Here is a 22,009-nt window from a genome sequence, read left to right on the forward strand (position 1 = left end):
AACCTTAAAAACTCTTCAGCTTTTTAGTTTATCGAATGCGTTATAGCTTCACATTCAATTCGTACTATTTATTATAAAACGGCTTCTTCGTAAACCTGCGCCGTAATTTTTTCCTCTTTATAAATCTGTCTGCCAGTATAAGCAATAAATACATTAGCATCTAAAAGTAAATCGCGGTTGGCAATTAGATGTTGCAATTTAACTGTGCCAATTACATATTTAAAGCTGCTGGCTGCATAACGCTCACTGATGTTGTCAAATTCCAATAAGTTAATTAAATCTTCGTCGGCATAACGCAAATACACTTCCAGAAGGATATTATCTGTATGCTTAACCCCATTTTCCTGGTGATATTTTTTATATTCATAACGATAATCATAACGTAGCGCTGCAATATCAGATAATACAGCAGCACCTGTTGGATGCCCGCCAGCACCTTTTCCAAAGAAGAATTGTTTATCAGCAAATGCGGCCTGAACGGTTACGGCGTTGTATTCGTTTTCAACATTGTACAGAAAATCATCTTTAGCAACCAATTTTGGGAGTACATAAGTTACAATCTGTTTAGTATCTACTTTACGGGCTGTTGGTACAAGTTTAATTTTGAAATTTTTCTCTCTTGCATATTTAATATCATGGTCTGAAAGATTTTGTATTCCAATATTTAAAATGGCATCGGGGTTTACAAATAAGCCGTATGCATGTGCAGTAGCAATGGCCAGTTTATATTTCGGATCGTAACCACCCACATCCAAAATTGGGTCAGTTTCTGCAAAACCTAAATCCTGTGCTTCTTTTAAAGCTGAATCGTAGCTCTGATTCTCGTTAAAAATTTTGGATAGAATGTAATTCGATGATCCATTGAAAATGCCGCTTAAAGCATGAAAAAGTTCATTATCGTAATACTCTTCCAGATTTCTGATGATTGGAATGCTGCCACAAACCGCACCTTCATACAGGAGGGAAGTACCATATTCTTTTTGTAAATCAACCAGTTCTTTTAAATGCGTGGCAATCATTTTTTTATTGGCCGATACTACATTTTTGCCATTTTTAAGCGCTGTAGTTACAATCTCGTATGCCGCATCTGCATCATTGATCAACTCCACAATGGTATTGATTTCTTTATTATTTAAAATCTCATCCCGGTTGGTGGTGAATAATTCTTTATTTAGACTGCGTTTTTTCTTAGGATCTTTTATAGCGATTTTAATGATTTCCAGGTTTAAGCTCTGGCTTTGGATAATATCCAATAAACCTTGTCCTACAACTCCAAAACCAAATAATCCGATTTTTAAATTCTTACTCATTATGATATCAATATTCTTTTGTTATTCACTTGTTTAATTGCAGCTATGCACTAAGCAGTTTGCTGAAACTTTATAATTTTTTTGTTTTTGTGTTCTTTAATAAAATTGCCTATTACGTTAGTTAAAGCATCAGTTTCAATTAAAAAACCATCATGGCCATAGTCGGAATGCAAAGCATAGAAATTTGCGCCGGGGATATGATCTGCCAGGTACTTCTGTTCAGATATTGGAAACAAGAAGTCGTTCTCAATCCCAATAACCAAAGTATTGGCTTTGATTTGTTTTAAAGCATCAGTAATGCTTTTTCGGTTTCTGCCCACATTATGGCTATCCATTGCTTTAGTTAAGTAGTAATAACTATAAGCGTTAAAGCGGTTTATTAATTTTTCACCTTGGTAATTCTGATAAGAAGAAGCCCGGTAATGATCAATTTTATCGTTTACACTTTCTACCTGCGTATTGCCATAAGCATTATATGTTCGGTAGCTTAAAAGCGCAATACTACGCGCTGTTTTTAAGCCCTTACTGCCGCCATTTGGCTGGTTTGCATAAAATGTACGATCGGTTGTAATGGCTAAACGCTGGCTTTCGTTAAAGGCAATACCCCATGGAGAATGCACTGCATTTGTAGCTATTAAAATCAGATTTTCAATTTTTGATGGCTCCAAAATACTCCATTCTACTGCCTGCTGACCGCCTAATGAACCTCCGATTAAAGTATTTATGCGTTCGATGCCTAAATGTGCAGCTAATAGTTGATGCGCAGCAACTAAATCACGTATGGTAAATTGTGGAAACGATAAATAATAAGGCAAGCTGTTTACCGGATTAATGCTTAAAGGGCTTGTACTGCCATAATGAGAACCCAGAACATTTGCACAAATGATATAGTGATCGGCCGGGTTAAATAATGCATTTTGACCGAACAAGCCTTCCCACCATTCAAATACATCAGCATTTGCGGTTAAAGCATGGCAAACCCATATTACATTATCTTTATTTGCATTTAGCTTGCCATAAGTTTGATAAGCAATTTGAAGGTTGTGTATTTTCTTTCCGTTTTCTAATTTAAACTGTTTGGGATGTTTATATATAGATTCTGAACTCATTTCTAAATTTGTAATGTTGTTGTATTAAAATATTACTTATGCCTCTAAGCTTTCGGCCTTAACAGAAGAAGCATTTACAGTTGCAAAAGCTTGTTCAAAATCGGCCTTAATATCATCGATATGCTCAATACCTACAGATACGCGTAAAGCATTAGGTTTTACCCCGGCCGCCAGTTGCTCACCATCGCTTAGTTGCTGATGCGTGGTGGCAGACGGTTGAATAATCAGCGTTTTAGCATCGCCAACATTTGCCAGATGTGAAACCAATTTCAAACTATCAATTAATTGCGTGGCATTTTCTTTGCTGCCATGCAATTCAAAAGATAAAACGGCCCCAAAACCATTGCTTAAATATTTTTTAGCCAAATCATTGTATTTACTGCTTGCTAAACCAGGGTATGAAACCTCTTTAACTGCCGGGTGATTTTCTAACCAGGCAGCCAGTTCTAAAGCATTATCAACATGGCGTTGTACACGTAGTGATAAGGTTTCCAATCCTTGAAGCAATAAAAAAGAATTAAAAGGAGATAAGGCAGGACCTAAGTCTCTAAGCCCTTCTACACGTGCACGGATAATAAACTGAATATTACCAAAAGGACCGCCGATACCAAATACATCGTTAAACACCAAACCATGATAACCTTCAGAAGGTTTGCTAAACTGCGGGAATTTTCCATTGCCCCAATTGTAATTTCCACCATCCACAATTACACCACCAATACTGGTTCCATGTCCGCCAATCCACTTTGTAGCCGATTCTACTACAATGTTTGCGCCATGCTCCAACGGCTTAAATAAATAACCACCGGCACCAAAAGTATTGTCAACAATTAACGGAATATCATATTTCCGGGCAATAATGACTATTTTTTCAAAATCAGGAATGCTGAAAGAGGGGTTGCCAATGGTTTCCAGGTAGATGGCTTTGGTTTTATCGGTTATTTTAGTTTCAAACTCTTCAGGTTGATCAGGATTTGCAAAATCTACATGAATGCCTAAACGTTTAAAAGCAACTTTAAATTGGTTATAGGTACCCCCATAAACATGCGAAGAGGAAACCAAACTGTCGCCAGCTTCCAAAATATTATGTAAGGCAATAAACTGTGCTGCTTGTCCTGATGCAACAGCTAAGGCTGCTACGCCACCTTCTAAAGCGGCAATTCTTTTTTCAAAAACATCAGTTGTAGGGTTCATTAATCGGGTATAAATATTCCCGAATTCTTTTAAAGCAAACAGATTTGCGCCATGCTCAGCATTTTTAAATCCGTAAGAAGTAGTTTGGTAAATAGGAACGGCTCTCGATCCGGTTGTTGGATCTATTTCCTGGCCAGCATGCAATTGTAATGTTTCAAATTTATATGTAGTTGACATAGTTTCTAATACTTAAATAAGTAAATACCTGAATAATTGAAGTTCTGAGATCCCGGATTACAAAAATCGGATCCTCACAGAATGGCGTATCCCGATTTATCGGGACCTTCCAGTTTGAAAGAAATACAAAAGGGAAGATTTTTAAAATTACCGTATGCTACAGCACATACAGGCAATAATTTGCATGTGGCAACAAATAGAAGAAGAAGCATTGATATTTCCTGCCTTCTTAAGGTTTAAACCGAGTTCGCTTAGCGATTGAAGATTTAATGTTTTCATCAGTTCCAATTTATATTTCCAAATAACACCATGTTACCTGGTCAGGAATTGGCACCTTCTCTTTCTGAGGGTTGCCAGTGGGTCAAAGAGCCTGTCTCTCGCCACTTCTTTATAAATCAACCGGTGTTAAGGATTGACTTTTATTTAGCTTTTCGCCAAATAATATTTTCAAATGTCTGAATTATTTTTGAATGAGCAAAATATTATTCTGAAATTTAATTAACTTTTTGATAATCAGTGCTGTATTTTTATTTTTAATTTGATAAAACGATAATATAATATAATATTAATGCTAAAACTCTATGTTTGTGTAATATCTATCCAATCATCTAATATGAAAAAATTAAAAATCTATACTATTATTCTTTTTTGTTTCTTGCTTTTCTGCAATCAGAGTTATGCCCAGTTTGGTGGCTTAAAAGATAAATTATTAAAGGCTGGTGCTGCTCAGGGTGCAAAAGCATTAGGGGTAGATAAATTTTTAAAACAACCAGCAGCAATAACCACTTCTTTTGAAGATGTAAACCGCGATGGCTCTAAAATGCCCGATTTTATGGCGAATGAGAAAGCTCAACCCTTATACCTATTACCTAAAGTACCTGCAGGCGGTTTTATACTTTGTGCTGGTTTATACGAAATGACCAATAAGAGTTATTGTTTAAAAGCCGGAACTTATGCGCCATCTAAGGGCGATGGTTATATGTATGCGCCGGTTTTAGGCTCTAAAGAAGAAATTGTGATTTCAATTTTAAAAAGTGCAGAAAAACATCCTGAAGTTGAACAACACGATATACAAGCCTTATTATGGACCATTATTGCCAGAACAAAATTTGCCGACTACTCAGGTACGATTAAATTAACAGCTATAAAATTGTTAACGCCTGTACAATTAACACAATTAGAAGGTGGTGCATTAGGTGTTTTACCATTTGATGCCATGCAAAAGGCAAAAGATCAGTTGCCGCAGGGCATCCAGGCTGTTTTTGAAGCAGAAAATAACATTCGTCAGCTGGTATCTTCAGGGGATTATACCTACGCAGAATTAGAAAGTTACGCCATTGTTGCCGGGATGGCTACACCAAGAAATGATGTGCCTGCAGGAATATGGACATTACATCCTGATGGCTATTACATTCGATACATTCCTTCCGGATATGCTGTAACAAAGGTTCAGGTTTATGTGCCTAAAGAGTTAATTGCAAAAGGCAGTACTATTATTTACGACGCAGCAGGTGATATTGCCTGCCCGGCAAATACAGGAGCGCAACGTTTAGCGCAGACAAATGAGCCTTTAAATCCAGATTATAAATTAAAGCTAATTACAATCTGTACTCCGAAATAAAAAGGAGAACTTCATTTCGGGGCAGAACGACAACGCAATCTTTGAAGCTTAAAAAATAGCATTCAATAATTTCCGTTATATTTTTAGGAAAGAAAAGCCAGTGGTTCTTAGGTAATTTTGTTCCTGCTTTACGCTGTATCCTGGTTGAAAAAACCTGGGATGCCGCTGCAATCAGGTTTAGATTGGTAATTTTGTCATAAAGCCTACATTGTACCTAAACCCGATCAAAGTGAATGCCCAGATTTTTCATCGGGCAGCAACGGGAGCGGGGCCGCAGTTTCCTAAATGCTAATGACTGCTCGTTTCCTGATTTTAATTCTTAATTGAGGCATCATTAAATAGTTTTTTTATCAGACTTTTGGTTGGTGTTATCACCATCAAAGGAAATACTTAGGTAGCTGGTGATAACACAGCCAGAGGAAAAACGCCATGGCGAAGCGGAACGGCAAAGCAATCTTCGAAACTTAAAAATAACAGTCAATAATTTTTAATTATGTTTTTTAGCTTTATGAATTTACATTACTTAAACGTTTTAGTACTGGAAAATTCGCAATTTAAAGATTAATTAATACCTTAGGTTTCTGAAATTAGAAAATTGAATAAATTATGATTAAAAATTTTATTCTGCCTTGCCTTTTGCTATCTGCTATCGTTGTTTCGGCACAGCAAAACCTTGTGCAGTATGTAAAACCTATTATCGGTACCGAAAAAATGGGACATACCTATCCTGGTGCTACCGTTCCCTTTGGTTCGGTACAATTAAGCCCTGAAACGGATACCATTTCTTATGAAATGAATGGGAAGTATAATGGCGATGTATATAAATACTGTGCAGGTTATAAATATGAGGATAAAACCATTACCGGTTTCAGTCATACCCATTTTAGTGGTACCGGACATTCTGACTTAGGCGATTTTTTAATTATGCCTACACAGGGTAAACTTCAGCTTAATCCAGGCACGGCTTCTAATCCTAAAGGTGGTTACCGTTCGGCTTTCTCGCACCAAAATGAAGTAGCCGAAGCTGGTTATTATAAGGTTAAACTGGATGATGACAACATCACGGCCGAATTAACAGCCACAACCCGGGTTGGGATGCATCAATATACTTTTCCAAAATCAGATCAGTCGCACATTATTCTGGATTTAATGGCTGGAATTTATAATTACGATGAAAAGACTGTGTGGACTTATGTTCGGGTAGTAAACGACACTTTAATTACGGGTTATCGACAAACTAATGGCTGGGCCAGAACAAGAACCGTTTATTTTGCAATGAGTTTTTCGAAACCTTTTAAAAGTTACGGCCAAAAGAACTACGATGCAAAACAAGCTTACAGAGGTTTTTGGGGTAAGTTTAATCAAAACCAGAATTTCCCAGAAATAGCGGGTAAAAAAGTAAGGATGTTCTTCGACTTTGATACGCAGGAAGGAGAAAAAATAAAAATTAAAATGGCTTTATCGCCGGTTAGTCAGGAAAATGCTTTACAAAATATGCGCGCTGAAATTTCAGGGTGGGATTTTGAAAAGGTTAAAGCACAAGCACAGTCTACGTGGAATAAAGAATTAAATAAAATTCAGGTCAATACTTCTAACGATAATAAGATTAATTTCTATACGGCACTTTACCACGCATTTATCAACCCAACAACCTATACTGATGTAAATGGTGAATATAAAGGTTTGGACCAGGGAATACATAAAGCAGATGGCTTTACCAATTACACCACCTTTTCGCTTTGGGATACCTATCGTGCTTTGCATCCGTTCTTTAACGTAATTCAGCCAAGCCGTAATAATAATATGGTAAAATCCATGATGGCCCATTACGATCAAAGCAGTTTACACATGTTGCCCATCTGGTCGCACTATGCCAACGATAACTGGTGTATGAGCGGTTACCACAGTGTATCAGTCATTTCTGATGCCGTAATTAAAGGTACATACAATGGCGATGCCAACAAAGCATTGGATGCCTGCGTAACAACAGCAAAACACCGCGATTATGAAGGAATTGGCTATTATATGGACTTGGGCTATATCCCTGCTGAAAAAAGCGGAATATCAGTTTCCAATACTTTGGAATATGCCTACGATGACTGGGCTATTGCACAAATGGCTAAAAAATTAAATCGTATGGATGTTTATGATGAATTTATTAAACGATCGGGCAACTGGAAAAATAATTTCGACAAGGCATCAGGTTTTATGCGTCCTAAACTGGCAGATGGAACATTTAAAAAAACTTTTGATCCTAAAGATACCGAAGGACAGGGATTTATTGAGGGCAACAGCTGGAATTACAGCTTTTTTGTACCGCAAGATCCTGCTTCGCTCATTGAAATGATGGGTGGTAAAAAGAAATTTGCCATGCGTTTGGATACTTTATTTACCATGCACCTTCCGGACGAATTTTTTGCGCATACTGAAGACATTACCCGCGAAGGAATTATTGGAGGTTATGTACATGGCAATGAGCCTGCGCACCATATTGCATATTTATATAATTGGACAGATCAGCCCTGGAAAACACAAGCGCAGATACGCCACATTTTAAACATGCAGTATAAACCTACAGCTGATGGGCTGGGCGGAAATGATGACTGCGGACAAATGAGCGCCTGGTATATGTTTTCATCGTTGGGTTTTTACCCCGTTGCGCCCGGATCAGATGTTTATGCATTAGGAAGCCCATCGGTAAATAGTGCAGTACTTAACCTGGAAAATGGAAAAACATTTACAGTAGAAGCCATTAAACAAAGTGATAAAAATGTTTATGTAGAAAAAGTTTTATTAAATGGCAAAGCCCTTACCACACCATTTATTAAACATGCAGATTTAATGAATGGTGGTAAAATCACTTTTTACATGTCTTCAAAACCCAAAAAATAATCCTAAAATATTAAGCATCCCATTTACAATTCTACCGCTGGTAACCTTAACCAGCGGTTTTTTTATGCTTAAAATATCCGTTATGATTATTTTAATGAACAAATTGGCAAACAGGTTTATAAAAATATAGATTAATCAGATTAAATTTAGCCTCAAATGATTAACCTAACCATTTGCAAATGAACCTAAACAAGATATTCTGCCGCCTAATTTTTTGTTCTTTAATTTCTTTATCAGCTGTAGGTTGTAGCCCTTTAAAAGCACAAGTTTATAAAAGTGTAAAGGAAATTGCAGAACGAAGAACGCCATGGCTTGCGCAGGCCCTGCATTTCAATACTATTCCTGCAGAAAATGATAAAGATGTTTTTGAGCTCTCTACAAAAGGAAATCAGGTATTTATTGCCGCTTCAAATGCAAATGCAGCAGCAGAAGGTTTGGGTTGGTACCTTAAATATTATTGTAAAAGAAGTTTGTCGCACCTGGGAGATCACCTCGAAGTAGTTTCAGAATTGCCACAGATTAATAAAAAAGTGAGGATTGTTTCTCCTTATCCTTACCGATATGCTTTAAATTATTGCACCATTAGTTATACCATGAGTTTTTACACCTGGAAAGATTGGGAGCGTGAACTGGATTGGATGGCTTTGAATGGGGTAAACCTAATGCTTGCACCTGTGGGCATGGAAGCTGTATGGCAAAATACATTGAAGAGACTAAACTATAATAATCAGGAAATCCTGGACTTTATTCCCGGACCGGCATTTGGAGCCTGGTGGTTAATGGGTAACCTGGAAGGCTGGGGCGGCCCTGTAAGCCAGGATTTAATTAATCAGCAAGTCAATCTTGAAAAGAAAATGCTCAACCGAATGAAGGCATTGGGGATAGAACCCGTAATGCAGGGCTTTTATGGTATGGTTCCTGCCTCATTAAAAACTAAAATGAAAATCCATGTTGCAGAACAAGGAAAATGGGCAGGGGGCTTTCAACGTCCTGATTTTTTAGATACCAATGATCCGGCTTTTGACCGCATTGCAGCTATTTATTATGCTGAAATGAAGAAACTTTACGGAGCTGATTTACACTATTTTGGGGGCGATCCATTTCATGAAGGCGGTAATTCAAAAGGAATTGATGTAACAGCGGCAGCAAAAAAAATCCAGGAAAAGATGCAACAGAACTTTTCTGGAAGCACATGGGTATTACAAGGTTGGCAGTCTAATCCATCAGAAGCTTTACTTGCAGGGCTTAACAAAGATAAAACCCTGGTTATTGAACTGTTTGGTGAAAACACCAATAACTGGGAGAAGAGAAAAGGATACGGTGGAACTCCCTTTGTGTGGAGCAATGTGAGTAATTTTGGAGAGAAAAACGGGATATATAGTAAACTTCAGCGCTTTGCAGACGAAGTTTACAGAGCTAAAAACGGCGAATACGGGCAGTTTTTAAAAGGTGTTGGAATTATTCCTGAAGGCATAAATAATAATCCGGTTGCTTTTGACCTTATGCTCGAACTTGGATGGCATACAAACCAGGTTGATTTAAAAAATTGGATAAAAGGGTTTGAAAATTACCGGTATGGCAAAAATACGAAAGCCCTGGACGAGGCCTGGCAATTACTTTTGCAAACGGCATACAGCAGTCCCGAAATTTACCAGGAAGGCCCTCCCGAGTCTATTTTTTGTGCAAGACCAGCAATAGGAATTAAATCAGTATCCTCATGGGGCACGAGAAAACGAAATTACAATCCTCTAAAGTTTCAGAATGCAGTGAGGATTTTTAATTCTGAATCGGCAGCATTTAAAAATTCAGAAACCTATCAAACTGACCGGATTGATTTTGTAAGGCAGGTTTTAGCGAACAAAGGCGATTTGGTATACGCAGAAATGATTGAAGCCATTAACGCTAAAAATGCAGAAGCTTTTAAAACCGCAAGTTCGAAATTTCAGGAAATGATTTTGCAACAAGATTCTTTATTGGGCAACAGCAAATATTTTACACTTTACAAATGGCTAAATCAGGCTAATAATTTTGGCGTTACACCGGCAGACCGGGCAAATGCTTTAAAAAATGCAAAAGCCCAAATCACTTATTGGGGACCGGATAGCAATCCGAAAACAGATTTACACGAATATGCCCATAAAGAATGGAATGGACTTTTGGGTTCTTTATACCTAAGCAGGTGGAAGGAATTTACTAAAAACGAGCTGGCTAAAATGACTGGTAAAGATTCGGAGGAAAGCAATTTTTTTGAAATGGAAAAGAATTGGGTAAACAGCAAGGAATTGTATAAGCCCAAACCATTATCAAATGTGGAACTGGATGCGTTAATAAACCGCATTTTAAAGGATTGATGTAAAGCTAAAGAATTGGCAGAATTTAAACAGTTTTTTAGTTAATTGATATGAAAATATACAGGATATAAGCTTTTTGTAAGTATTAATAGTCTGATATGACATTTTTTTGGGTCTTATTTTTAACTGATATAGAACAATATTTAGTGTTTTTAAAAATATTAGACACGGTTATTGATTCATTAGCCACGGATTTTATGTCATTTAACACGGATTTTAATTTTTATCACAATGTTGTGATTTTTATTTTGCAGATTAATTATTAATTATTAATTTAGATTTATAATCATTAACTAAAAACAAATTTAATTAACGCTCTCTCTCTTATTTTTTAATCATCCTTGAAATTCATCCTTCTTTTAGTGTTCAGCAGTTTTTTGCTGTTCACTAAACATCCAGTCGTTAAGCAACCGGTAAAAGAGCCAGTTGCTACCTGTTATGGTCGTTCATCCTGTATTGCTTGTTCAAATTGCTCCCGTTGTAAACACTGTAGCGGAGGTGGAACGTGTGGTGTATGCAGTTCTTCGGGTTTAAAACCCCAAAGCTTTTACAGTAATGAGAAAACAACTAAAGCAGAAGTTTATTCGGGACAATGTAAAGCCTTAACAAAAAAAGGAGCAAGGTGCAAAAGAAGTGGCGGCAGTAATGGTTATTGCTGGCAACATGGAAAGTAATTTTATAAAAAAGAATAACCGTTAACCTCTCCTGTATACAAAAACCGGCGCATTAATGCGCCGGTTTTGTAATACGTAATTAATATCCTGGATTTTGTTCTAACAGGTTATTTTTGTTAATCTCATCCCTGCTAAATGGTCTGAAATATAATTTATTGTCCCATGTACGGTTTTCCTGAGAATTGTCGGTTACCGGACTATAGGTATAATCATAAACAGAAGCATCAAAATGATAAGGAGCAGACATGGTTTTGCCCGCTTTGAATTTTCCCGTAACCTTAATATAAGTTACCTTTCTACCCAATGTTTCTCCAGCAATTAACCACCTGCGGGTATCGTGATAACGCTGTTCTTCATAAGCCATTTCTATTCGGCGCTCATGGCGATAAATGGTTCTCAGTTCGTTTTGATCTGATGTGGTAATGGCAGGCATTCCTGCCCTGAAGCGGATTCGGTTTAACCAGGTTTGCGCTTCACTGGTTTGGCCCAGCTCTATACTGGCTTCAATATAATTAAAAACAGCTTCTGTATACCTGAAAAATGGCCATGGAATGGTTTGTGGCATAGAAGCATCAACAATATTGGGGTCCGGATCTATAAATTTTTGATAGTAATAACCTGTCCAGCTTCCATTCCAGTTTTCAATAGAACTGGCACGTGTATCAAGACCTTTAAAATCGGTTACATTTCCTTTGTCGTCCGTTAAATCATATACACCAGTTTGAATCTGATTTGCAGGATCAACATTGCCCGATGCTTTATCCCGGGGTTTCCAGCCTGCTCCATCGTACAAAATGGTGGCATATAAACGTGGATCCCTGTTTTGGTAAGGATTGGCTTTTTGTGTCGGATTTGTCCAGTTAAATTTTGTTCCGTCAATCATTTCATAATCATCAACCAGTAAGCCAATAGGCGTATTCCCAGCCCAGTTGTGGTAACCATTTGGTCCGTTTTGCTGCGCATGGCGGATATTGCTTTGTGTGATGAAATACCTGGCCAAAATCAGTTCATTTGCAGCAGCTGCATCAATGTTTGGTGCTTTACTGCCACCACCCATAGCTATACTTTTATAGTTGTTTTGGCCATCGGTTGCAGTTGCTGGTGCAGAAAGTATAAGCTTATAACCGGTACCTGCATCCATAACGGCTTTTGCAGCAGTTTGCGCAAGTTGATAACGGCTGGTCTGACTACCTGAGGCATAACAAAGATACGCCAGCTTTTGATCGGAAATGCCGGTGACTTTTGAAGTCAGTTTAGCTTTATCATGTAAATCACTCGCCGCATAAATCAATACCCTCGATTTTAAGGCTAAAGCAGCAAGGGAAGTGGTGCGACCTTTATCCATCGTTTTGCCTGTTAATAACTTCGTCGCTTCATCGCAATCTTTAATGATAAAGTTTACACACTCTTCATAAGTATTGCGCTTTATATTATAGTCGTCAGTTAAAGTATAGGTTTTGGTAATTAAAGGTACGGCACCATAATAACGAACCAACTGCTGATAAAAATATGCCCTCAGAAAATAAGCTTCGCCAAGGAGCTGATCTTTTAGCGACTGGCTGCTTAATGTATTATTGCCACCAACTATTTTTTCAATGGTCAGGTTGCATGCTCTGATTCTGTTGTACATCTGTTTGTACGCCCAGGTATCATCAACCCAACCTAATGTTGATGGATTAATTGTCGCGTTATTCACCAGGTCTATGCCGCGGGTAGGGTGTGTAAACATTGCTTCATCAGAAACTGATGCGAGCATTTGTTCGGAAAAGCCGCCATCTTTAAAACCATTATATATATCGTTAACAAAGGCTTGAGCTAATGCAGGATCATTCCATACTTCTTCGCCGGGTATTTTATCGGGCGCGCCCACATCCATGAAATCTTTCTTACAAGCCATTCCAAACAGCGTGATAAGAAGTAACATATACAGGTGTTTATTTTTGATTATTGTTTTCATATTAATTCTTTTTGTAATGTTTAAATCTGGATACATAACTTAAAAAGTAGCTTTAATACCAGTATTAATTACCCTGGCTTGTGGATAATACTGTCCGCTTGAATTGGTCGATTCCGGATCCCATATCTTAATTTTATCCAATGTTGCCAGGTTAAGCCCGTTAACATAAACCCTTACCGAGCTTAAGGCCACTTTTTCGCACCATTTAGTTGGGAGCGTATAACCCAGCTCTACATTTTTAAGCCTGATGTAGTTGTTGCTGCGAAGCCAGTAGGTATTATTCAAGGCGTTGTTGCTATCGGTATAATAGGTTGCGCCACGGTTAGAAAGACGTGGATTTACGGAACTTGGATTATCTATACTCCACCGGTTTTGGTAAGACCATTCCAAAAAGTTACCAATATCACCTGATTCGGTTACTCCAACAATTTGCATACCGCCTGTAGCGCCTTGTATCAGTACAGAAAGGTCAAAACCTTTATATTGTGCATTTAAATTTAAGCCACCGGTAAAGGTAGGGGTACCATTTTTATCCAGCCTGATTTTATCATCCGCATTAATGAATCCATCGCCATTAATATCTTTAAATTTCATATCGCCTGGCCTTAAGTTATTGGTTAATGCACTGTAATTAAGTGTGTTGGCGCTAATTTCTGCCTGATCTTTAAAAACACCATCATAATCGTAAACCAGCCACGATCCGGTTACCCTTCCGGTTGAGTGTTGCCATTCTGGTGCACCAGGTGTTTCATCCCAATAAATAATTTTATTTTTAGCATAACCGCCATTTACACTTACTCCATAGTTAAAATCGCCTACCTGATCGTTATAACTTAATTTAAATTCGAAACCTTTATTGTTCACCTTACCTAAATTAACAGGAGGGAGCTGATCGACAATACCTGAACTTTCTGGAACCGAACTGCCACGGCTAATCAGGATATTTGTTCGTTTATTATAGAAATAATCAAATTCAAAAGATAGTTTGTTATTCAAAAATGAAGCATCCAAACCAATGTTCATGTTATTGGCAACTTCCCAGCCAAAATCAAAGTTGGGCACTTTTCCTTCGCTAATGGCCTTGGTAACAAGATCATTAAAAATATAACTGCTAAAATTCATTAAACTTAAATATTGGTACTCTTGCAGTACATCACCGAAATAGGCTTCTGCACCCATCTGTCCCCATGATCCTCTCAACTTCAGGTTGTTTACAAATTTAACATTGTCTTTAAAGAAAGGTTCTTCTGATATACGCCAGCCCATTGATACACCCGGAAAGAATCCAAAACGCTTGGCTGTAGGGAAAATATAAGAACCATCTACCCGCCAAAGAAACTCTGCCAGGTATTTTTCTTTATAATTATAACCGGCTCTTCCAAAATAGCTTAACCTGGCCCTGTTATAAAGACCATTCGGATCGCTGGCATTGCCCAGTGATTGTTCTTTTTCATCGCCGCCTACAAGTTCCTGGATTTCGGGAGATAGAAAGTATCTTCTGAAAGCGGTAAAGCCATCATTTTTAACCTTCTCGCGCGTAACACCTGCTAATAAATTTAAAGTATGATCCCCAAATTTTTTATCATAGTTAACCATACCGGTTAAATTAATGGCCAACTGACCACCTGCAGTTTCTCTAAGCCTGGGATCGGTATATTGTGAACGTATTGTTCCTTTAAGCGCTGGTGTAACTCCATCTGCTTCAAAAGTTTTTTTATCCCAATCGTAGAGTGTCCATGGCAGTTGCCAGTTTTTTTGCCTGCCCGAATACTTATCTATAGAAGCTGTTCCGGTTACCTTCAAGCCTTCTACCCCCGGGATCTTAATTTCTACTTTACCCGTAGTTTGCAGGTAATCGCGGGTATCTTTATTGTATCCGGTTAAATCAGTAGTGGATACAACCGGATTATAACCATATTCAATATCGCGGCCAGGTAAACCATTAGGCCATACCGCTATTTCCGTTGGACGGCCGCGCATTAAAAACCTGAAAATATCACCGGCGCTAACTGTAGGAAAATTACGAACTTCCTCGCGGGCGGTAATGCCCAAAGTGGTGGTGATGTATTTACTGAGTTTATTTTCAAGATTAACACGCATATCATATTGCTGATAACCCGTAGCCGAATTTTTATAATAACCATCCTGATCCAGATAACCCAATGAAATCAGGTATTTTGTATTTTCGCTGCCCCCATTAATTTGTACATTATGTTTTTGTTGTGGAGACCAATTCTGAAAAGTGGTATCAAACCAATCTGTATTCGGGTAACGCAGGGGGTCTGATCCATCCCTAAATTTTTGTATTTCGGCAGGTGTATAAATGGCTTTAATCACACTGCCATTATCCGGCCGTACATAAGACCCGGTCGTTTTTAAAGCCTGCCATGCTGCTGTCCATTGATTTGGATTTAAATCAGAACCAAATATGGCCAGTTCATTTAATATTTCTGCATACTGTACCGAATTAGACATTTTTGGAATACGAGTAGGTTGTTGCAAACCATAGGTAAAATCGTAAGAAAACTGCGGTTTTCCCGATTTTCCAAGCTTAGTGGTAATTAAGATTACGCCGTTTGCTGCCTGAGAACCATAAATGGCTGCAGAAGCATCTTTAAGCACCGATACACTTTCAATATCGTTTGGATTAAGCCTATCGAGGCCGCCTGCACGGTTTGGAATTCCGTCGATAACGATTAAGGCGTTATTGTTTCCCAACGAGTTGATTCCGCGGATGCGAATGGTTGAACCATCATAACCGGGTTCACCACTTCCCTGTAAAGCCGTTACACCAGGCAAGCGGCCTGCCAAAGAATTAGAAAGATTAACCGACGACGATTTAGCCAGTTCTGTCCCTTTTACAGAAGCTACTGCGCCAGAAACTACTGCCTTTTTTTGAGTGCCATAACCTACAACAACTACTTCCGAAAGGTTTTGATTGTCTTCCAATAACCGCACATTTATCGTGGTTTTACCAGCCACGCTAATTTCTTGTGAAGTGTAGCCAATAAATGAAAATATGAGCACTGCATTTTCAGGAGCAGTTAGGCTGAATTTACCGGTCGGATCGGTTACTGTGGTGGTGGTAGCACCTTTAACTTTTATGCTCACTCCAGGCATTGGATCTCCCTTAGAATCTGTTACCTGTCCCCTGATAATAATGTCTTTTAAAAAAGACGTGCTACTGAAATTTAGTTTTGGTTTTGAATCATCACGTTTAACAGCAAAAGTGCTTTTGGGGCTTGTTAAGAGAGGTAAAATCAAGCAGCAGCCGTAGATCAGGCGCATTTTTCCCACTGTAAAAAAATTACATGGTTTTGTTCTCATAGTTTTTAGTTAGTTTAACTTAAGTAGGATAAAAATATAAACTTATGAGGTTAAAATAATACACAAAAGTAAGTGTGGTTGTTATATTATTAAGTTATATTGGTATTTTTTATGAAATATTGATCCTGCTTCGTGTAAAAATTACACATGGATGGAAAGGAAAATACCTGATTAAAATTTTATATTTCCGTAAATATATCAGAAGGTAGAATGGAGGGAAATTATTGAAATTTACTTTCAAAAAAATCATGAATATCGATGTAAAAAAGATCAGATTTATGAAAGTAAAATACGATTTGACTTTGAATACGTTAAACGTTTTACTACTTTCGAATAGTTAAAGCAGATAAGGCCTTAATTTGGCTGTGCCAGCGGACGGGTAACAGTGCTAACCAATTATAATGTATTTGTACAAAAAGCTATAAAATTTATGGCTACGTATTATAGAAAACCGCCGAAATGCACACAAATCAGAATTGTTTGAAATTTATTTGCTTTTTACTTCTGCTATTTTTGCAGGTAGAAGTTAAGGCACAAAAACCAAAACAGGTTTACGAGGATAGGGTTAACATTATCCAAAAAAATATAAACCTGTATTTTACCGATCAGGCTAAAGGACTTTATTTTGAAAGTACTGCAAAACAACAAGAAAATCCACATTCCTGGCTTTGGCCTCTGTGCGCCCTTATTCAATCTGCGAATGAAATGGAGGTTTTAAACAAAAATATCAAGTATATGATGCCTGTAGAAAGGGCTATCGATCAATATTACAGTACCGTTGCTCCGGCGCCTGCTTATCAGGATTATCCTTTAAAAGAAAAATTAAGTTCACGCTTTTATGATGATAACCAGTGGATTGCCCTTGCATATTTAGATGCATACAACCGCACCAAAGAAAAATCTTATTTAAAAAAATCAAAAGACATTTATCGTTTTTTGTTAACGGGTTATGATGATAAAGCTGGCGGGGGATTGTATTGGAAAGAGGGGGATAAAAATTCTAAAAATACCTGCTCCAACGGTCCTAATGTACTGGTTTCGTTGCAACTTTATAAAATAACGAAAGAAAAAAAGTATTTAGATACGGCTTTGCTTGTTTATAACTGGACAAATAAGCATCTTAGGGCAGCAACAGGAATTTTCTATGATGCAATAAAAATCCCATCTTTAAAAGTAGATGAAGGAACATATACTTACAATACCGGCACCATGCTGCAATCCAATGTTTTGTTATACGAAATAACAAGCGATAAAAAATACCTCGAAGAGGCTAAAGTTATTGCTGCTGCTGCCGAAAACCATTTCTATAAAAATAACAAACTTCCAGATCATTATTGGTTCAATGCTGTATTGCTTCGCGGTTATATGGAGTTGTTTAAAATTGAAAAAAAATCATCCCGTTTAAAATTTATTATTGATGACGCTGAAAGAATTTGGAATGAAGAGCGTGATGCACAAAATTTATTAGGAAGGGGTAAAGAAAAAACCTTGTTAATGCAGGCTGGAATACAAGAAATATACGCCAGGCTGGCCACCATAAATTAACCAAATAGAATAATTACACATATGAAAAGAAGAACATTTATACAAAATACCGGTTTGCTGGGAGCTGGTTTAGTTGCCTCAAAGTTTTCGTTTGCTGCAGATTTCGGCGCACCGTTTCCGGTGGTAAGGGTAGCCGCAGATAAAAGGCATTTTAAAAGTAAAGCTGTTGATGATGCCATAAAAACCTTTCAATCTAATGTTAAAAATCCTGAACTAAGCTGGTTATTTGAAAACTGTTTTCCAAATACTTTAGATACTACGGTTTATCATTCAGAGAAAAACGGTCGCCCGGATACTTATGTAATTACTGGTGATATTGATGCCATGTGGCTGCGTGATAGTTCTGCACAGGTTTGGCCATACTTGCAATTTGTAAATGAAGATGAACCACTTAAGAAATTAATTGCCGGGGTAATTATCCACCAAACCAAATGTGTTTTAAAAGATCCATATGCCAATGCTTTTTATGGTGATCCGGCAAAAGTTGGAGAATGGAAAACAGATTTAACAGATATGAAACCAGGTATACATGAACGTAAATGGGAAATAGATTCACTTTGTTATCCAATTCGTTTAGCCTATCATTACTGGAAAAAAACAGGCGATAAAACCCCTTTCGATACCGATTGGAAAAAAGGGATAGAAGCTACTTTAGAAACTTTTAAACAACAGCAACGTAAAGAAAACAGAGGGCCATATCATTTTCAGCGCGAAACCAATAAGCCTACAGATAGTTTACCAATGTCTGGTTATGGTTTTCCGGTTAACCCGGTTGGTTTGATTTGCTCGGCATTCCGTCCAAGTGATGATGCAACAATTTTTCCTTTCCTAATTCCATCTAATTTCTTTGCCGTAACCAGTTTAAAGCAGGCAGCAGAAATGATTAAGGCGTTGCAAAGCGATAAAGCCTTAGAAAGCAACTTATTAAATTTAGCTAATGAAGTAAATGAAGCCATTCAAAAACATGGCATTATTAACCACCCAAAACATGGTAAAATTTATGCTTTTGAAGTAGATGGTTTTGGAGGTGCTTATATCATGGACGATTCTAATGTACCGAGTCTTTTAAGTTTACCTTATTTAGGCGCGATTAGTGCTGATGATCCGATTTATAAGAATACCAGAAAATTTGCCCTTTCAAAAGATAACCCATATTTCTTTAAAGGAACAGCAGGCGAAGGAATTGGTGGCCCGCATTGTGGACAGGATATGATTTGGCCAATGAGTATAACCATGCGTGGTTTAACCTCAAAAGATGATGCTGAGATTAAATGGTGTATTGAAACCCTTCAAAAAACACATGCAGGTAAAGGTTTTATGCACGAATCGTTTCATAAAGATGATCCTGCAAACTTCACCAGATCTTGGTTTGCATGGTCTAATACACTTTTTGGCGAATTATTATGGAGAACTTACCATGAAAAACCAGCTTTATTGAAGGCATAAATAGTAAATAACAGGCAAGGATACGGAGCAATTTACTCCGTGTCCTATCTGAATCATTCATATGGCTAAGTTGAGTTAAAATGATCGGGCAGCAACGGGAGCGGGGCTGCAGCTCCCTGAATGCGAATAACTGCTCATTTCCTGATTTTAATTATTAATTGACACTCCATTAAATAATTTTCTTATCAGGCTTTTGGTTGGTGTTATTACCAATCAAAGGAAATTACTTTGATAGCTGGTGATAACACCAGTCGAAGGAAAAATGCTATACGCTCCAGCTGCTCATTTCCTGGCTTACATCATTGCGAGGAGGAACGAGGAAGCAATCTTTGAAGCTTAAAAATAGTATTCAATAATTTCTTTTATATTTTTTTTGAAAGCAAAGCCTGCGGTTCTTCACAAACTTTGTTCATGCTTTACGCTGTATCCCGATAGAAAAAATCGGGGATGCCGCTGCAATCAGGTTTATAAATGCAAATCAGCATTTTAAAGAACTCACTTTGTACCTAAACCCGATCAAAGTGAATGCCGATCTTTCATCGGGCAGCAACGGGAGCGGGGCTACAGCTCCCTAATTGCGAATAACTGTTCATTTCCTGATTTTAATTATTAATTGATATTCCATTAAATAATTTCTTATCATGCTTTTGGTTGATGTTATCACCAATCAAAGGAAAAGGATACGTCATTGCGAAGAGGAACGAGGAAGCAATCTTTGAAGCTTAAAAATAGTATTCAATAATTTCTGCTATATTTTTTTGGAAAGCAAAGCCAGTGATTCTTCGCAAACTTTGTTCCTGCTTTACGCTGTATCCCGATAGAAAAAATCGGGGATGCCGCTGCAATCAGGTTTATAAATGCAAATCAGTATTTTAAAGAACCTGCTTTGTACCTAAACCCGATCAAAGTGAATGCCCCGATATTTCATCGGGCAACAACGGGAGCGGGGCTGTAGCTCCTAAATGCGAATAACTGTTCATTTCCTGATTATCTTTTATTAATTTTCTTATCATGCTTTTGGTTGGTGTTATTACCAATCAAAGGAAATTACTTAGATAGCCGGTGATAACACCAGCCGAAGGAAAAATGCTATACGCTCCAACTGCTCATTTCCTGGCTTACGTCATTGCGGGGAGGAACGAGGAAGCAATCTTTGATTTTTAAAAATAGTATTCAATAATTTCTGTTATATTTTTTTTGAAAGCAAAGCCAGTGATTCTTCGCAAATGCTGTTCCTGCTTTACGCTGTATTCCGATAGAAAAAATCGGGGATGCCGCTGCAATCAGGTTTAAACCTTAAAGGTTTCCATGAGCTATATTTACCTAAATCCGATCGAAGTGTTTTCATGGGCTGGCAATTTAAAAATTAGAATCTAATTTTTAAATTGCTTATCTAAAAAGCCAACCATTAAATCAGCCAGTTGGTTAAACCAGGGATTAAACAGCCAAAATGGATGTGGTGTATCGGCTAAGGTATGTACTTCCGTATAAATATGGTAAGGCTTTATTTTTGCTATTAAATCATCTCTTCCTGCATGGAAACGCGGCAATGCGCTATTAATAAACAGCATAGGGACACTATTTTCACCCGCATGGCTCAATGCCGAAGCGGTATCCCAAAGTTCAGGATTTGTTTTAATGCTCGCGCCCAGCCATATTTCAGCTACAGATTTTTTATCAGGATCAGTACTAATTTCAGAAGATTCGGGATGATTAAAGGCTAATACGCCATCTACATCAATAAGCGCTTGCACATTACTGCTTTTATCGTTGATTTTTTCGCCATCAAAAGCTTTAAATCCATTGGTTGTAGCAACAAGTGCCGCTAATTGTCCACCAGCCGAAAAACCAGTGATCGCAATTTTATTGGTATCTATATTAAACCGCTTAGCATTGGCTTTAATCCAGCGAACCGTATTTTTTAAATCATAAACAGCAGCCGGAAACGGCGCATGCGTTGAAAGCCTATAATCTGTAGTAATCGCTACATAGCCATTTTCGGCCATTTTTTGAGCGAGCGGGATATTTTGAGCACGATTACCCGATCTCCAGCCACCACCAAAAACAAATAAAACAGCTGGTAAAGCTTTGTTATACTTAGTTTTAGGGTATACTACATCAAGTGCTAAATTACCTGTTGGGTATTTAGCATAAACAATATTGCTTTTGGTTAAAAAATTACCGGCTTTTAAAGGTTCAGCAATGCTAATGTATGGTCTTTTCTTTTTCTCTTTAATATAAGTGCTGTATACGCTAAAAGAAGTATCGGGTTTTATGGATTGCGCAGCAGCAGATAGATAGAATAAACTGAGGATGGGGACAAGGTATTTCATTACAGTAAATATATAGAAATTGTTTATTTAACTTATACCAATGGCCACTTGGTATTTTTTTATAAAAGCAGAA

12 protein-coding genes and 1 riboswitch are annotated in these 22,009 nt (G+C 37.7%); of the genes, 6 read left to right on the plus strand and 6 right to left on the minus strand.

The annotated features are described in order from the left end of the window. Positions 1 to 71 precede the first annotated feature (71 nt). The 3 genes from R2Q77_RS08625 to R2Q77_RS08635 are packed head-to-tail and all read right to left on the minus strand — an operon-like array spanning position 72 to position 3,790. A complete protein-coding gene (locus tag R2Q77_RS08625; protein ID WP_316803316.1) occupies positions 72 to 1,310 on the minus strand; it encodes a homoserine dehydrogenase in 1,239 nt (412 codons plus the stop codon). A 50-nt stretch (positions 1,311 to 1,360) separates the two neighbouring features. Continuing rightward, positions 1,361 to 2,419, minus strand: a complete 1,059-nt coding sequence (gene metX / locus R2Q77_RS08630) for an alpha/beta fold hydrolase (protein ID WP_316803317.1) — start codon at positions 2,417 to 2,419, stop codon at positions 1,361 to 1,363. Positions 2,420 to 2,455: 36 nt separating this feature from the next. Then, positions 2,456 to 3,790: an O-acetylhomoserine aminocarboxypropyltransferase/cysteine synthase gene (locus R2Q77_RS08635; RefSeq protein WP_316803318.1), complete on the minus strand. Its 1,335-nt coding sequence runs from the start codon at positions 3,788 to 3,790 to the stop codon at positions 2,456 to 2,458. A 286-nt stretch (positions 3,791 to 4,076) separates the two neighbouring features. Continuing rightward, a riboswitch (SAM riboswitch) is annotated at positions 4,077 to 4,187 on the minus strand. Positions 4,188 to 4,403: 216 nt separating this feature from the next. Here R2Q77_RS08635 and R2Q77_RS08640 point away from each other — a divergent pair. The 4 genes from R2Q77_RS08640 (at position 4,404) to R2Q77_RS21020 (ending at position 11,328) form a co-directional block, all read left to right on the plus strand. Continuing rightward, positions 4,404 to 5,411: a hypothetical protein gene (locus R2Q77_RS08640; RefSeq protein WP_316803319.1), complete on the plus strand. Its 1,008-nt coding sequence runs from the start codon at positions 4,404 to 4,406 to the stop codon at positions 5,409 to 5,411. A gap of 606 nt (positions 5,412 to 6,017) precedes the next feature. Beyond that, positions 6,018 to 8,303, plus strand: coding sequence for a GH92 family glycosyl hydrolase (locus tag R2Q77_RS08645; RefSeq protein ID WP_316803320.1), 2,286 nt, complete (start codon positions 6,018 to 6,020; stop codon positions 8,301 to 8,303). Between the two features lie 179 nt (positions 8,304 to 8,482). Beyond that, positions 8,483 to 10,654, plus strand: coding sequence for an alpha-N-acetylglucosaminidase (locus R2Q77_RS08650; RefSeq protein WP_316803321.1), 2,172 nt, complete (start codon positions 8,483 to 8,485; stop codon positions 10,652 to 10,654). 362 nt (positions 10,655 to 11,016) lie between these two features. Then, positions 11,017 to 11,328 (plus strand): DUF5763 domain-containing protein, encoded by a 312-nt coding sequence (locus tag R2Q77_RS21020; protein ID WP_410479263.1) that lies wholly within the window; start codon positions 11,017 to 11,019, stop codon positions 11,326 to 11,328. 79 nt (positions 11,329 to 11,407) lie between these two features. Here the strand turns inward: R2Q77_RS21020 and R2Q77_RS08655 are convergent, their stop codons facing one another. Both R2Q77_RS08655 and R2Q77_RS08660 read right to left on the minus strand, forming a co-directional pair. Further along, a complete protein-coding gene (locus tag R2Q77_RS08655; protein ID WP_316803322.1) occupies positions 11,408 to 13,252 on the minus strand; it encodes a RagB/SusD family nutrient uptake outer membrane protein in 1,845 nt (614 codons plus the stop codon). A gap of 72 nt (positions 13,253 to 13,324) precedes the next feature. Continuing rightward, positions 13,325 to 16,612, minus strand: a complete 3,288-nt coding sequence (locus R2Q77_RS08660) for a TonB-dependent receptor (RefSeq protein WP_316803323.1) — start codon at positions 16,610 to 16,612, stop codon at positions 13,325 to 13,327. Positions 16,613 to 17,092: 480 nt separating this feature from the next. Here R2Q77_RS08660 and R2Q77_RS08665 point away from each other — a divergent pair, with 480 nt between their 5' ends. Both R2Q77_RS08665 and R2Q77_RS08670 read left to right on the plus strand, forming a co-directional pair. Next, positions 17,093 to 18,157, plus strand: coding sequence for a glycoside hydrolase family 76 protein (locus R2Q77_RS08665; RefSeq protein WP_316803324.1), 1,065 nt, complete (start codon positions 17,093 to 17,095; stop codon positions 18,155 to 18,157). 21 nt (positions 18,158 to 18,178) lie between these two features. Then, on the plus strand, positions 18,179 to 19,603 hold the full coding sequence (locus tag R2Q77_RS08670) for a glycoside hydrolase family 125 protein (protein ID WP_316803325.1): 1,425 nt from the start codon (positions 18,179 to 18,181) through the stop codon (positions 19,601 to 19,603). 1,373 nt (positions 19,604 to 20,976) lie between these two features. Here R2Q77_RS08670 and R2Q77_RS08675 read toward each other — a convergent pair. After that, positions 20,977 to 21,936: an alpha/beta hydrolase gene (locus tag R2Q77_RS08675; protein ID WP_316803326.1), complete on the minus strand. Its 960-nt coding sequence runs from the start codon at positions 21,934 to 21,936 to the stop codon at positions 20,977 to 20,979. Positions 21,937 to 22,009 lie beyond the last annotated feature (73 nt).

It is taken from the genome of Pedobacter nototheniae (assembly GCF_032678625.1).
Lineage (GTDB): Bacteria > Bacteroidota > Bacteroidia > Sphingobacteriales > Sphingobacteriaceae > Pedobacter > Pedobacter nototheniae_A.